The following is a 14,743-nucleotide window of genomic DNA, read 5'->3' on the forward strand; positions in this document are numbered from 1 at the left end:
GCGCCGACGACCCCACCGACGACATCGTCCCGCCTGCCGGAAGGGACCCCGGACCCCACCACGCAGCCGACGACGCGGCCGACGAGATCGACGACGAGCCCGCCCGAGGCGGACCCGACCACCACATCCGCACAACGCCCCTCGGACTCCCGGGACCCGGACGAGAGCTCGTCGGCGCTGGGGCGCGTCCTCCCGATCCTCTGATCACCCGCGCCCGCGCCAGCGGAGGGTGATCCCCCGGGTCGCCAGCCAGGCGTCGAGGTCGTGGCCGTGCTCGGCCAGGGCGGCGACGGTCTCGTGCGTGCGGTGCATCGCGTACTCCGCGAGGTCCGGCTCGAGCAGCCCGGCGGCGACGGCCTCCACGAACTCGTCGACGTCGATCACCTCCGAGCGGCGTCCGGAGCAGACCACGATGTCGAGGTAGAGGTCGGTCATCCGCCACCGCTCGGCGCCACGCTCGATCACGGCGATGTCGAGGTAGAAGTCCTGGTCGCGCTCGTGGCCGGGGTTCCACCACCAGTCGGTCACGCAGATCCCGAGGTCGGGCAGCAGCCAGGACTCGATCCAGTGCGCGGTGGGCCGCTTGATCATCGGCCGGCTCATGTACAGCCCGAACGGCTCGACCCGGAACTCGTCGACCGCGCGCGCGAACCCCTTGTTGTCGGTGTTGACGCGGGCCGCGACGTCGAAGGTCTGGATCTTCGGCGGATGCACCGCGCTGATCCTGTCAGACCCTGGGGATGCGCGCTCCGCGCATTGTCGGTCCGGGCTCGTACCCTGGATGACGTGGCATTCGCGACGGAGATCCCCGAGAGCGCCGAGACCCCGACCGCGCAGTCGGAGTTCCGTCCCGTAGGCGAGATCCCGCGTACCGGCGGGCGGTTCGAGGTGGTCAGCGAGTACGAACCGGCCGGTGACCAGCCGGCCGCCATCGCGGAGCTCGACCGGCGGCTCAGGGCGGGTGAGAAGGACGTCGTGCTGCTCGGCGCCACCGGTACCGGCAAGTCGGCGACGACGGCGTGGCTGATCGAGCAGCAGCAGCGCCCCACCCTGGTGATGGCGCCGAACAAGACCCTGGCGGCACAGCTGGCGAACGAACTGCGCGAGATGCTGCCGAACAACGCGGTCGAGTACTTCGTCTCGTACTACGACTACTACCAGCCCGAGGCGTACATCGCGCAGACGGACACCTACATCGAGAAGGACTCCTCGATCAACGAGGACGTCGAGCGCCTGCGGCACTCGGCGACCCAGAAGCTGCTGTCCCGGCGCGACGTCGTGGTCGTCGCCTCGGTGTCGTGCATCTACGGCCTCGGTACGCCACAGTCCTATCTCGACCGGTCGATCGAGCTCACGGTCGGCGGCGAGGTGGAGCGTGACGCGTTGTTGCGGGCCCTGGTCGACGTCCAGTACACGCGCAACGACCTCGCGTTCAACCGCGGCACCTTCCGCGTGCGCGGTGACACCGTGGAGATCATCCCCGCGTACGAGGAGCTCGCGATCCGCATCGAGTTCTTCGGCGACGAGATCGAGGCGCTCTACTACCTGCATCCGCTCACCGGTGAGGTGATCAAGCAGGTCGACACGCTCCGGATCTTCCCGGCCACGCACTACGTCGCAGGCCCGGAGCGCATGGAGAAGGCGATCCGGGGCATCGAGGCGGAGCTGGAGGAGCGCCTCGCCGAGCTGGAGCGCCAGGGCAAGCTCCTGGAGGCCCAGCGGTTGCGGATGCGCACCCAGTACGACATCGAGATGATGCGCCAGGTCGGCTTCTGCTCCGGCATCGAGAACTATTCGCGCCACATCGACGGGCGTGGGCCGGGCTCTGCGCCGGCGACGCTGATCGACTACTTCCCCGAGGACTTCCTCCTGGTCATCGACGAGTCGCACGTGACGGTGCCGCAGATCGGCGGCATGTACGAGGGCGACATGTCGCGCAAGCGCAACCTCGTCGAGTTCGGTTTCCGGCTCCCGTCGGCGGTCGACAACCGGCCGCTGACCTGGGAGGAGTTCAGCGACCGCATCGGCCAGACCGTCTACCTGTCGGCCACCCCCGGCCCCTACGAGCTCACCCGGACCGGTGGCGAGTTCGTCGAGCAGGTCATCCGCCCGACCGGCCTGGTCGACCCCGAGGTGATCGTCAAACCGACCAAGGGCCAGATCGACGACCTGGTGCACGAGATCCGCACCCGGACCGAGCTCGACGAGCGCGTGCTGGTCACGACGCTGACCAAGAAGATGGCCGAGGACCTCACCGACTACCTGCTCGAACTCGGCATCCGGGTGCGCTACCTGCACTCCGAGGTCGACACCCTGCGGCGGGTGGAACTGCTGCGTCAACTGCGGCTGGGGGAGTTCGACGTGCTGGTCGGCATCAACCTGCTGCGGGAGGGCCTCGACCTGCCCGAGGTGTCGCTGGTGGCGATCCTCGACGCCGACAAGGAGGGCTTCCTGCGGTCGGGGACCTCGCTGATCCAGACGATCGGCCGCGCGGCCCGGAACGTGTCCGGTCAGGTGCACATGTACGCCGACAAGATCACCGACTCGATGCAGCACGCGATCGAGGAGACCGAGCGGCGCAGGGCCAAGCAGATCGCCTACAACAAGGAGAAGGGGATCGATCCGCAGCCGCTGCGGAAGAAGATCGCCGACATCCTCGACCAGGTGTACCGGGAGGCGGAGGAGGAACCCGTCCCCGTCGGCGGGTCCGGGCGCAACCAGTCCCGGGGCAAGCGGGCCGCGGGTGAACCCGGCCGGGCGAGCTCGGGTGTGGTCGCGGGGCGCGACACCAAGGGGATGCCGCGGGCGGAGCTGGCCGACCTGATCCAGCAGATGTCCGACCAGATGCTCGCCGCCGCGCGCGACCTGCAGTTCGAGCTCGCCGCACGGCTGCGCGACGAGATCGCCGACCTGAAGAAGGAACTGCGCGGGATGGACGCCGCCGGGATCAGCTGAACCGGCGGGTGTCATGCCGGATCGCGCCGCCGGCCGACCTCACCGGCAGGGTGACCACGATGCCGGCCGGGCACCGATCGGCCGTGCAGCGACGGACGGACCGCACCGGCGCCGGTTCAAGCCGACCGGGTGAGCCCTGGGTCGGCCGGGTCGATGCCGGCCGTTCGCCCGCTGTGCCGGACATCCGTCCCGGCAGCTACCGTGTGTCCCGGCAGTAACCACCGTCGACATTCGCAGGTAGCGCCCGGAGGCCACGCTTGACCGTCTCGAGCACGTCGACGGGCGCCGACGGGTTCGCCCGGCAGCTGCGCCCCCGGTTCGCGTCGCCCCGGACGACGCTCGTCGTCACCGTTCCTGTGCTGACCCTGGCCCTCACCGGCCTGTTGGTCCACCTCCACGGCTACCACATCGACCTCGAGGTCTACCGGCTCGGCGTGCAGACCTGGCTGGCCGGTGGCGACATGTACGGCAGCCTGCCGCCCACGATCAGCGGCCTGGCGCTGCCGTTCATCTACCCACCCTTCGCGGCCATGGTGCTCACCCCGCTGGTGGTGCTGCCCTGGACGGCGTCGTGGATCGCGCTGTTCGTGTCGTCGCTGGCCTGCCTGGCCGTGACGCTGTACGTCGTGGCCCGGCGGGCGTGGCCGGCGGGTGGCCCCGGCGGGGCGCTGTCGGTCGCCTCGGCGGCCCTCCCCTTGGCCTTGGCCCTCGAACCGGTGTTGGAGACGTTCGAGTTCGGCCAGGTCAACCTGATCCTGATGGCGCTCGTCGCCGTCGACTGTCTGGTCGAGAAGCCACGCTGGCCGCGCGGTCTGCTGGTCGGAATCGCGGCGGCCATCAAGCTGACCCCGGCCGCGTTCGTGCTGTTCTTCCTCCTCCGCCGGGACATGAGGGCGGCGGTCGTCGCCGCGGTCACCGGGGCCGCCGCGACGGGCCTGGGCTTCCTCGTCGACGCCGAATCGTCGGCCCGGTACTGGTTCGGCGGGCCGGCCTCGGGAGTCAGCGGATCCGTCTTCTACACCAACGAGACGATCCAGGCCGTCCTCGCGCGGCTCGGGATGGACGGCGCCGCGCTCACCGCGGTGTGGCTGGTGGCCACCGCCGGGCTGCTGGCGCTGATCCTCCCCGTCGTGCGCCGGGCCGACCCGGCGCTGGCTCTGATCGCGGTGGCGGGGTTCGCATTGCTCGTGTCCCCGACGTCCTGGTCGCACCACTGGGTCTGGATCGCGCCGGCCCTCGTGGTCACCGTGGGCCACGCGCTGCGGTTGCGGTCGGTCGGCTGGGCCGCGGTCACCGCCGTGCTGCTCGTGACCTTCTACCTGGCGCCGTTCCGGTTCCTGCCGCACAACGACGGCCGCGAGTTGACGTGGAGCGGCTTCCAGCAGACCGTCGGGGCGACCTACGTGATCGTGGCGCTGGCGTTGGTGGTCGTCGGCTGGTGGCACTACGGCAGGCGCCGGCCGGAGCGGGAACCGAGCGCGGCATGACCCACGATGAGCTCGTCGCCTACTGTCTGGCCAAGCCCGGCGCGGTGCCCGACGAGCCCTGGGAGGGCGATCTGGTCGCGAAGGTGGGCGACAAGATCTTCGCGTTCCTCGGCGGTGACGGGCTCGGGGTGAAGTGCGGGCGCGACGCCGACGAGGCCGCCGAGCTGCGCAACCGCTACCCGGGCACGGTGACCGTGATGGCCTACATCGGCCGCTACGGCTGGAACGCCGTTGCCCTCGACGGCGTGATCCCCGACGACGAGCTGTGTGAGCTGGTGGACGCCTCCTACGACGCCGTCGTGGCCAGGCTTCCGAAGTCCAAGCGGCCCCGGTAGCCACCCGAACCGTCGGTGCCGCACGGCACACTGCCGGGCATGGCCGTACCCGTGCAGATCACTGTCGACGCCCACGACCCGCTCCGGCTCGCCCCAGTTCTGGGCTGTCGCACTCGACTACGTCGTACAGCCACCCCCGCCCGGGTTCGACAGCTGGGACGCTTTCGCCGACTCCATCGGCCTCCCGCCGGAGGTGCGGGGCCGGCTGGCCGCGGTGGTCGACCCGGCGGGCGCCGGGCCCCGCGTGCTGTTCCAGCGCGTCCCGGAGTCGAAGGTGGTGAAGAACCGGGTTCACCTCGACGTGCACGTCAGTCTCGGCGCGAGCGACCAGCGAGCGGCGGCCCGGGCCCACGCCGAGCGGCTGGTCGCCGCCGGGGCCACCGTGCAACGCGAGGTCGACGAGCCCACCGGCTGGTGTCTGGTGTTGCAGGACCCGGAGGGCAACGAGTTCTGCGTGCAGTGACCTGATCTCGACGTGCACCGGACGCGGCATGGCGCATCTTCCACGGGTCGGATCACCACGATCGTCCGCCGGCGCCGGCGCCGGGCCTGGTCACGCTGTTTCGCGCGCCGGGCAGCCAGCTCCTCACGTCGGATCGGGAGACACAGCGTAGGGGCAGCGGGGGGCGGCGCCGGCCTCCTCCGGACGCCCCGTCGCCCGGCGGGCGACCTATGGCGCGGGCCACAACGTCGTCCTAGTGTGGGCCCGGGTGATGCGGAGGGTGGCAGTGGACGAGGGCGTCTGCGCGATCCGGCCGGGGATCGACCTCGGGCGGCACGCTCGCATGCTCGCGCGGGTACACGACGCGCTGCTCTCCGGCGACCGGCCCCCGGCCGACCCGCGGCAACTCGTTGCCCGGTCCTGGCAGCGGGTCCGGGCCCAGGGGGTCGACCCCGACCTGGGCGATCCGCCCGGCCCGGCCGGCCCGGACGAGGTCGAGCAGCGCCGGGTGCGCTCGCCGTTGCACCGGGTGCTCCCCGAACTGCGGGCGGCACTGACGTCCGTGGCGGAGGACGCCCGGCACGTCATGGTGATCACCGACGCCGACGGCATGCTGCTGTGGCGGGAGGGCTCCTCGCGGGTCCGCACCCGGGCGGATCGGCTGGGCTTCACGGAGGGGGCCAACTGGTCCGAGGCCGTCGTGGGCACGAACGCGATCGGCACCGCGCTGGCCGAGGACGCGCCCGTGCAGATCTTCTCCGCCGAGCACTTCGTCCGCACCCACCACCTCTGGACGTGCACGGCGTGCCCGGTCCACGACCCCCGGACCGGGGAGTTGCTCGGCGTCGTCGATGTGAGTGGCCCCGCCGAGACGGTGCACCCGACCACCGTCGCGCTCGTCAGCACCGCGGTGCGGCTGGCCGAGGCCAGCCTGTGGCGGCAGCACGAGGGCCGGCTCGATGCGCTGCGGGCCGTGGCGGCCCCGATGCTCGCCACGGTGTCCGGCCCCGGACTCGTGGTGGACGACCACGGCTGGGTCGCGGCGGTCACCGGCATGCCCGCTGTCGACCGGGTGGCCGCCCCCCGGCCGGAGAGGCCGGTCGCCGTGCACGGCGTCGGGCTGTGCGTGCCGGAACCGGTGCCGGGCGGCTGGCTGCTGCGCGCCGCCGGTGACGGTACGGCGAGCCGGGCTCCGCTGCGGTTGAGCCTCGACCTGGACTCGCGACCGCCGCGGGCCGTGGTGGAGAGCGCGAGCGTGTGGATCCACCCGCTGTCCACCCGGCACGCCGAGGTGCTGCTACTGCTGGCCCACGCCGGACGCGCGGGGCTCGACGCGGCCGCGCTGAGCAACGCCCTCTACGGCGAGCCCGGGCACCTGGTGACGGTCCGGGCCGAGATGTCTCGGTTGCGCCGGTCGCTGGGCGGCTTGCTGCTCGCCCGGCCGTACCGGATCGCCCCTGAGGTCGAGGTCCGGTTGCCTGATCTGACGCGGTGCGCCCTGGTGCGGGCCTCGACTGCGCCCGGGGTCCAGCGGCTGGCCGCCGGCGGCTGATCGGCAGCGATGCCGGCCCGTTGCAAGGTCGGTGCAACCGTTGCCATCGTCCCCTGGACCCGGTCACCGTGGTATCGCCGATACGGGCGCAGCCACGGAGGCGCAGATGACGGAGAAGTCGTGTGACCTGGTGATTCTCGGCGGCGGGTCGGGTGGGTACGCTTGCGCGCTGCGTGCGGCGGAGTTGGGCCTGTCGGTGGTGCTGATCGAGAAGGACAAGCTCGGGGGCACGTGCCTGCACCGTGGCTGCATTCCGACCAAGGCGCTGTTGCACGCCGCGGAGGTGGCCGACGCCGCCCGCGAGGGCGCGCAGATCGGGGTGAGGAGCTCGGTGGCCGGGATCGACATGCCCGGGGTGCACGCCTACAAGGACGGCGTCGTCGGCCGGCTCTACAAGGGACTGCAGGGGCTGGTGAAGTCCCGCAAGATCGAGCTCGTGACCGGGGCGGGCACCTTCGTCGCCCCGAACGCGGTGGACGTCGACGGGCAGCGCTACGTCGGGCGCAACGTGGTGCTGGCCACCGGCTCCTACGCCCGCAGCCTGCCCGACCTGGAGATCGGCGGCCGGGTCATCACCTCCGACCAGGCGCTGACCCTGGACACCGTCCCGCAGAAGGTGGTGGTGCTGGGCGGCGGGGTGATCGGGGTCGAGTTCGCCAGCGTGTGGAGGTCCTTCGGCGCCGAGGTGACCGTGATCGAGGCGCTGCCCCGGCTGGTGCCGGGCGAGGACGAGTTCGCCTCCAAGCTGCTGGAGCGCGCGTTCCGCCGCCGCAGGATCACTTTCAAGACCGGGGTGAAGTTCACCGGCGCCCGGCAGACCGGCGACGGGGTGACGGTGAGCCTGGAGACCGGCGAGGACCTCGAGGCCGATCTGCTGCTGGTCGCGGTCGGGCGCGGCCCGAACACCGCCGGGCACGGCTACGACGAGGCCGGGGTGGCCATGGACCGCGGTTTCGTGGTCACCGACGAACGGCTGCGCACCAACCTCGCGGGCGTGTACGCGGTCGGGGACATCGTGCCCGGCCTGCAGCTGGCCCACCGGGGGTTCGCCCAGGGCATCTTCGTGGCCGAGGACATCGCCGGGCTGAACCCGCCGGTGATCGAGGAGGCCGGGATCCCGCGGGTCACCTACTGCGAGCCGGAGGTGGCCTCGGTCGGGCTGACCGAGGCCCAGGCCCGCGAGCGTCACGGCGAGGTCCAGACCCTGACCTACGACCTGGGCGGCAACGGCAAGTCCCAGATCCTGCGCACCTCCGGTGCGATCAAGCTGGTCAAGGCCGGCGCCGAGGGCACCCCGGGCCCGGTCGTCGGCATCCACATGGTCGGCGCCCGGGTCGGCGAACTGATCGGCGAGGCCCAGCTCATCTGCAACTGGGCCGCAGTTCCCGGCGAGGTCGCGCGGTTCGTGCACGCTCACCCCACCCAGAACGAGGCCCTCGGCGAAGCGCACCTCGCGCTGGCCGGAAAACCGCTGCACACCCACGGCTGAGCGGCCCCGCCGGCGTGCAACCCGGTTGCAACCATTGCCGACGCGGGCCACGTGCGGTGAAGTAGGTCACATTCCGGCTATGGGCGCTCGGGCGGGGCCACCGGCGACACGGGGACAGAGGACCTACGGGGAACGACTCGGTGATCAGACGACCCGGTGATCAGACAGAACAGAGTTCAGACAGAGCAGAGTTCAGACAGAGCAGTGATCAGACAGGACAGCGCTCGGACGACTCGACGACGAGGCGGGATCCGCGGATGAACGTCGGCAGCCACAGCAGGGCACCGGGTGTATCCGGCCTACCCGCCGGGCCCGGATCCGTGCTCGGCATCGTGGCCAATCCGATGTCCGGTCGGGACATCCGCCGGCTCGTCGCGCAGGCGTCGGTCTTCCCGAACGCCGAGAAGACGAACATGGCGCTGCGGCTGATCTCGGCCGCGGCGGCCACCGGCGTCGAGCGCGTGCTGATGTCCACCGACGCGATGGGCGTGGCGGGGGGCGTCGTGCGGGCCCGGGACAAGCGGACGGCCGGCTCCGGGCCCTGGCCGGAGCTCGAGTTCATCGAGCTCGACGAGCTGACCGGCACCGCCGACGACACCCGCGCCCTGGTCCGGGCGATGCGCAAGCAGGGCGCCGGGGCGATCGTGCTGCTGGGTGGGGACGGCACCGTGCGGGCCGCGGCGGCGGAGAGCGGAGACGTCCCGCTGCTGCCCCTGTCCACGGGCACCAACAACGCCTTCCCCGAGATGTGGGAGGCCACCGTCGCGGGCACCGCGGCCGGGCTGCTCGCCACCGGCCGCGTCGACGTGGCCGAGTCCAGCTACCGGGCCAAGGTCCTGCACGTGCGGGCCGGTGGCGCACACGAGGTCGCGCTCGTCGACGTCTGCGTCTCGAGCGTCTCCCACATCGGGTCGCGCGCCCTCTGGAAGCCCGACACGCTGCACGAGCTGTACTGCGCCTTCGCCGAGCCGCACGCGATCGGACTCTCCAGCATCGCCGGGCTGCTCCGCCCCACGAGTCGCACCGACCCCGACGGCGTGGTGGTCCGGCTGGCCGGGCCGGGAGTCGCCGAGCAGTCCGTGCTCGCCCCGATCGCGCCGGGTGTCATCGCCCCGATCGGGGTGCGCGAGGTGGCGGCGCTGCCGGTCGACGCACCCCGTGCGGTCGCCGTGCGCGCCGGCACCGTGGCGGTCGACGGCGAACGTGAGATCGAGTTCGGGCCGTCCCGACCGGTCACGGTGACCCTCGCCGCCGACGGCCCCCGCGTCCTCGACGTCCGCGGTGTGCTCGCCGCCGCCGCGGACCGTCGACTGCTGATCACCCATCCGGAACCACGTCCGACGGAGGTCTCATGAAGGCAGCACGGTTCCACGGCCGGGGCGACATCCGTATCGACGAGGTGCCCGACCCGCAGGTGGGTCCCGGCCAGGTGGAGGTGGCCGTCGACTGGTGCGGCATCTGCGGGACGGACCTGCACGAGTACCTGGAAGGGCCGATCTTCATCCCCGCGCCCGGCGCGCCGCACCCGATCACCGGGGAGACCCTGCCGGTGGTCATGGGCCACGAGTTCGCCGGTGTGGTGTCGGCGGTCGGTTCCGGGGTGACCGGAGTGTCCGAAGGTCAGCGGGTCGCCGTCGAGCCGTACTACGTGTGCGGCAAGTGCGCTGCGTGCCAGGCCGGGCGCTACAACATCTGCCGTTCGCTCGGGTTCGTCGGGCTCGCGGGCCAGCAGGGCGGTTTCGCCGAACGCTGCGTCGTCGACGCGCAGTGGGTGCACCCGCTCGGCGACCTGCCCACCGACATCGGCGCGCTCGTCGAGCCGCTGGCGGTCGGCTACCACGCGGTGCGGCTGTCCGGGCTGCGCGAGGGCGGGACGGCCGCGGTGTTCGGGGCCGGCCCCATCGGGCTCGTCACCGCGGCCTGCCTGCGGGCCGCGGGGGCCGGCAAGGTCATCGTCGTCGAGCCCGCCGCGGCGCGGAAGATCAAGGCCGAGGTTGCGGGCGCCGACGTCGTACTGGACCCGACGCAGACCGACATCCCCGACGCCATCCGGGACCTCACCCGCGGGGCGGGCGCCGACGTCAGCTTCGAGTGCGCCGGGATCGACGCCGTGCTGGCCTCGGCGATCGGCTCGGTGCGCCCCGGCGGAACGGTCGTCAACGTCGCCATCTGGGGTCACGTGCCGCAGGTCTCGATGAACGACCTGGTGCTCTCCGAGATCAGCGTGATCGGCTCGCTCGCCTACTGCGGCGACCACGCCGACACGATCGCGCTGCTCGCCGACGGCACCGTCGACGCCGAGCAGTTCATCACCGGCCGGATCGACCTCGACGACCTGGTGCCCGGCGGGTTCCGGGAGCTGATCGACAACAAGGAGGAGAACGTGAAGATCCTCGTCAGTCCCAAGGACGTGCTGTCGTGAGCGCGCGGCACCTGCTCGTCGAGGTGGCGCCATGAGCACCGCGGTGGTGACCGGTTCCGGGCGCGGCATCGGGCGGGCGATCGCGCTGCGGCTCGCCCGGGACGGGCACGCCGTCGCGGTGAACGACGTCGACAAGGCCGGCGCCGAGGCGGTCGCGGCGGAGATCGCGGACGCCGGGGGGCGCAGCATCGCCGCCCCCGCCGACGTCACCGACCGCGACGCCGTGTTCGCCATGGTGGACCGCACGGCCGGGGAGCTGGGTTCGGTCGACGTGATGGTGGCCAACGCCGGCATCGCCCAGGTCAAGACGATCCTGGAGGTCACCCCGGACGACCTGGAGAAGATCTTCGGGGTCAACGTGTTCGGCGTCGTCTACTGCCTGCAGGCCGCCGCCGAGCGGATGATCGCGCAGGGACACGGCGGGAAGATCATCAACGCCGCGTCGATCGCCGCCCACTCCGGGTTCGACTACCTGGGCCACTACTCGGCCACGAAGTTCGCCGTGCGCGCGCTGACCCAGGCCGCCGCCAAGGAACTGGCGAAGCACCAGATCACCGTCAACGCGTACTGCCCGGGCATCGTCGGCACCGACATGTGGGACCTGATCGACGAGAAGCTCGGCGCCTACCTCGGCACCGCGAAGGGCGAGGCCCTCGCCAACTACTCCCAGCTCATCGCGCTGGGGCGGGTGCAGACCCCCGACGACGTCGCCGGGTTCGTCTCGTACCTGGCCGGACCGGATTCGGATTACATGACCGGACAGTCGGTCGTGATCGACGGAGGGATCGTGATGACATGACCGGGACTCTCCCGACCAGCGTGACCCAGGAGCTGGGCCCCGACGCGCTGCTGCAGGCCTACCGCACCATGCGCACCATCCGCGACTTCGAGGAGCGGGTGCACGAGGAGTTCGCGGGCGGCGACATCCCCGGCTTCGTGCACCTGTACGCGGGGGAGGAGGCGTCGGCCACCGGCGTCTGCACCCACCTCGACGACCGCGACGCCATCGCCAGCACGCACCGCGGTCACGGGCACTGCATCGCCAAGGGTGTCGACGTCAAGGCGATGATGGCCGAGATCTACGGCAAGAGCACCGGATCGTGTCGTGGCAAGGGCGGCTCGATGCACATCGCCGACCTGTCCAAGGGCATGCTCGGAGCCAACGGGATCGTGGGTGGCGGCCCCCCGCTGATCTGCGGGCGCGCGCTCGCGGCGAAGCAGCTCGGCAGCGGCGGGGTCGCGGTCGCCTTCTTCGGCGACGGCGCGTCGAACCAGGGCACGACCCTGGAGTCGCTCAACCTGGCCAGCATCTGGAACCTGCCGGCGATCTTCGTCGCCGAGAACAACGGGTACGCCGAGGCCACCAGTTCCAGCTGGTCGGTGGCCACCGACGACATCGCGGACCGGGCCGCCGCGTTCGGCATGCCCGGCGTGATCGTCGACGGGTTCGACTTCTTCGCGGTCTACGAGGCGGCCGGCGAGGCGATCGCGCGGGCCCGTGACGGTGGCGGCCCGACCCTGATCGAGGTCAAGTTCACCCGCTACTTCGGCCACTTCGAGGGCGACCAGCAGCTCTACCGGGCCGACGAGGTCGCCCAGGCCCGGGAGAAGCTCGACTGCCTCAAGCGGTTCCGCGGCCGGGTGACCGAGACCGGCCAGCTCACGGGCGACCAGCTCGACGCGATCGACGTCGAGGTCGCGAAGCTGATCGACGAGTCCGTCGTCGAGGCGAAGGCAGCACCCAAGCCCGGCCCCGACGACCTGCTCACCGACGTCTACGTCTCGTACTGAAGGGGGTAGTGACAATGGCACGCAGCATCACCTACCGCGAGGCGATCAACGAGGCGATCGCACAGGAGATGGAGCGCGACGAGCGCGTCATCGTGATGGGCGAGGACAACGTCGGCGGCACCGGGTCGCCCGGGGAGATGGACGCCTGGGGCGGCGTCCTGGGTGTGACCAAGGGCCTGTACGGGCGGTTCCCGGACCGGGTCATGGACACCCCGATCTCGGAGTCGGCGTTCATCGGCGCCGCGATCGGCGCGGCCACGGGCGGGCTGCGCCCGGTCGCCGAGCTGATGTTCGTGGACTTCATGGGGGTCTGCTTCGACCAGATCTACAACCAGGCGGCGAAGTTCCGGTACATGTTCGGCGGCAAGGCCGTGACCCCCGTCGTCATCCGGACCATGTGGGGCGCGGGGCTGCGCGCCGCCGCGCAGCATTCGCAGTCGCTGCTGTCGGTGTTCACCCACATCCCGGGGCTCAAGGTGGTTGTGCCCTCGAACCCGTACGACGCCAAGGGCCTGCTCATCCAGTCCATCCGCGACGACGACCCGGTGATCTTCGCCGAGCACAAGATGCTCTACGACACCGCGGGCGACGTACCGGCCGAGAGCTACGCGATCCCGTTCGGCGAGGCCAACGTGGTCCGCGAGGGGGACGACGTCACGATCGTCGCCATCGGCCGGATGGTGGCCACCGCGCAGGAGGCGGCCGAGCAGCTGGCGGGCTCCGGGATCCAGGCCGAGATCATCGATCCCCGGACGGTCAGCCCGCTCGACACCGACACGATCCTGGAGAGCGTCGAGAACACCGGCAGACTCGTCGTCGTCGACGAGGCGAACCCCCGGTGCAGCCTGGCGACCGACATCTCGGCGACGGTCGCGCAGGACGCGTTCGGGTCGCTGCGGGCGCCGATCCAGATGGTCACCGCCCCGCACACGCCGGTGCCCTTCGCGGACTCGCTGGAGGACGTGTTCATCCCGGACGCTCAGAAGGTCGCGAACGCGGTGAAGACGGCCGTGGAGTGGAAGAAGTAGCCGGTCATGACCGAGCGCAGCTTGCGGAGCGAGCATCATGACCGAGCGCAGCTTGCGGAGCGAGCATCATGACCGAGCGCAGCTTGCGGAGCGAGCATCATGACCGATGACCGCATCCAGAAGGTCACCATGCCGAAATGGGGCCTCTCGATGAAGACCGGCAAGATCATCGAGTGGTTCGTCGACGAGGGCACGACGATCAGCAAGGGTGACGACCTCGTCGACATCGACACCGACAAGATCGCCGGAACGCTCGAGTCGCCGACCGAGGGGCTGCTGCGGCGGATCGTCGCCCAGCCCGACTCGGAACTGCCGATCGGGGCCACCCTCGCGCTGGTCGCGCCGGCGGAGGTCTCCGACGACGAGATCGAGGCGGCCGTCGCCGAGGCGCTGGCCGAGATCGAGTCCGGTGCGCTCGCCGTCGAGGAGGAACCGGAGCCGCTGTCGGTCGAGGTCGACGGCCGGACGATCTCTTACCTGACCCTGGGCGCGGAGGTCGAGGCCGAGCCGGTCGTGCTCGTGCACGGATACGGCGGGGACAAGAACTCCTGGCTGTTCGTCCAGCAACCGCTCGCCGACGCGCACCCGGTGCACGCGCTCGACCTGCCGGGGCACGGTGCGTCGAGCAAGGACGTCGGTGACGGGTCGCTCGACCTGCTGGCGAGCACCTTGCTCGGGTTCCTCGACGCGGCCGGTATCGGCCGGGCGCACCTGGTCGGTCACTCGCTCGGCGGCGCGGTGGTCGTGGCGGCGGCCCGATCGGCGCCGGACAAGGTGGCGTCGCTGACGTTGCTGGCCCCGGCCGGGTTCGGTGGCACGCCCAACGCGGGTTACCTGCGGGGGTTCGCCGCGGCGTCGTCGCGCCGCGAGCTCAAGCCGCTGGTGGGTGAGCTGTTCGCCGATCAGGGGCAGGTCACCCGTCAGCTGGTCGACGACCTGTTGAAGTACAAGCGCCTCGACGGGGTGCCGGCCGCGCTGGAGACGATGCTGGGCACCCTGCTGACCGACGACGACCAGCAGGCCATCGACGCCCGGGCCCTGCTCGAGGGCGTCGAGGTGCCGGTGACCATCGTGTGGGGCCGGTCGGACGCGATCCTCCCGCGGCCCGACGGCGTCACCGTCGAACTCGTCGACGCCGGGCACATGCCGCAGATGGAGGCGCCGAACGAGGTGGTGCGGCTGATCCAGGCCCAGACGTAACGCCACGGTCGTTCGTGGGAACAGGAGGGGATGGGACGGGCA

General features: G+C 71.3%; 13 protein-coding genes. 12 read left to right on the top strand and 1 reads right to left on the bottom strand.

What is annotated here, in order from left to right; all coding sequences use genetic code 11:
• Window positions 1-204: 204 nt before the first annotated feature.
• Entirely contained in the window at window positions 205-723 is a 519-nt protein-coding gene (locus HF519_RS25925; protein WP_169415625.1) for a ribonuclease FAU-1 family protein, read from the bottom strand.
• Between the two features lie 63 nt (window positions 724-786).
• Between HF519_RS25925 and uvrB the strand changes: the two genes are divergently transcribed.
• From uvrB to HF519_RS25985, 12 genes are all read left to right on the top strand, one after another.
• On the top strand, window positions 787-2,955 hold the full coding sequence (uvrB, locus tag HF519_RS25930; protein ID WP_438826442.1) for an excinuclease ABC subunit UvrB: 2,169 nt from the start codon (window positions 787-789) through the stop codon (window positions 2,953-2,955).
• Window positions 2,956-3,212: 257 nt separating this feature from the next.
• Window positions 3,213-4,442, top strand: a complete 1,230-nt coding sequence (locus HF519_RS25935) for a glycosyltransferase 87 family protein (RefSeq protein ID WP_169415616.1) — start codon at window positions 3,213-3,215, stop codon at window positions 4,440-4,442.
• Entirely contained in the window at window positions 4,439-4,777 is a 339-nt protein-coding gene (locus HF519_RS25940; protein WP_169415617.1) for an MmcQ/YjbR family DNA-binding protein, read from the top strand. The genes HF519_RS25935 and HF519_RS25940 overlap by 4 nt, the downstream gene beginning before the upstream one ends.
• Entirely contained in the window at window positions 4,710-5,240 is a 531-nt protein-coding gene (locus HF519_RS25945) for a VOC family protein (RefSeq protein WP_312860356.1), read from the top strand. Before HF519_RS25940 ends, HF519_RS25945 begins: the two co-directional genes overlap by 68 nt.
• 322 nt (window positions 5,241-5,562) lie before the next feature.
• The gene (locus HF519_RS25950) at window positions 5,563-6,771 is read left to right on the top strand and encodes a GAF domain-containing protein (protein WP_246245192.1); all 1,209 of its coding nucleotides are present in this window, start codon (window positions 5,563-5,565) and stop codon (window positions 6,769-6,771) included.
• A 106-nt stretch (window positions 6,772-6,877) separates the two neighbouring features.
• Complete coding sequence (gene lpdA, locus HF519_RS25955; RefSeq protein ID WP_169415618.1) at window positions 6,878-8,260, top strand: dihydrolipoyl dehydrogenase; 1,383 nt, start codon at window positions 6,878-6,880, stop codon at window positions 8,258-8,260.
• A gap of 257 nt (window positions 8,261-8,517) precedes the next feature.
• Entirely contained in the window at window positions 8,518-9,615 is a 1,098-nt protein-coding gene (locus HF519_RS25960) for an ATP-NAD kinase family protein (protein ID WP_169415619.1), read from the top strand.
• On the top strand, window positions 9,612-10,682 hold the full coding sequence (locus HF519_RS25965) for a 2,3-butanediol dehydrogenase (RefSeq protein ID WP_169415620.1): 1,071 nt from the start codon (window positions 9,612-9,614) through the stop codon (window positions 10,680-10,682). Before HF519_RS25960 ends, HF519_RS25965 begins: the two co-directional genes overlap by 4 nt.
• A 31-nt stretch (window positions 10,683-10,713) precedes the next feature.
• Complete coding sequence (locus HF519_RS25970) at window positions 10,714-11,481, top strand: acetoin reductase (RefSeq protein WP_169415621.1); 768 nt, start codon at window positions 10,714-10,716, stop codon at window positions 11,479-11,481.
• Window positions 11,478-12,473 (top strand): thiamine pyrophosphate-dependent dehydrogenase E1 component subunit alpha, encoded by a 996-nt coding sequence (locus HF519_RS25975; RefSeq protein WP_169415622.1) that lies wholly within the window; start codon window positions 11,478-11,480, stop codon window positions 12,471-12,473. The genes HF519_RS25970 and HF519_RS25975 overlap by 4 nt, the downstream gene beginning before the upstream one ends.
• A gap of 14 nt (window positions 12,474-12,487) precedes the next feature.
• Complete coding sequence (locus HF519_RS25980) at window positions 12,488-13,501, top strand: alpha-ketoacid dehydrogenase subunit beta (protein WP_169415623.1); 1,014 nt, start codon at window positions 12,488-12,490, stop codon at window positions 13,499-13,501.
• Window positions 13,502-13,600: 99 nt separating this feature from the next.
• A complete protein-coding gene (locus HF519_RS25985; protein ID WP_169415624.1) occupies window positions 13,601-14,701 on the top strand; it encodes an acetoin dehydrogenase dihydrolipoyllysine-residue acetyltransferase subunit in 1,101 nt (366 codons plus the stop codon).
• Window positions 14,702-14,743: the final 42 nt, after the last annotated feature.

It is taken from the genome of Pseudonocardia bannensis, from assembly GCF_012911875.1.
In the GTDB taxonomy this organism is placed as follows: Bacteria; Actinomycetota; Actinomycetes; order Mycobacteriales; family Pseudonocardiaceae; genus Pseudonocardia; species Pseudonocardia bannensis.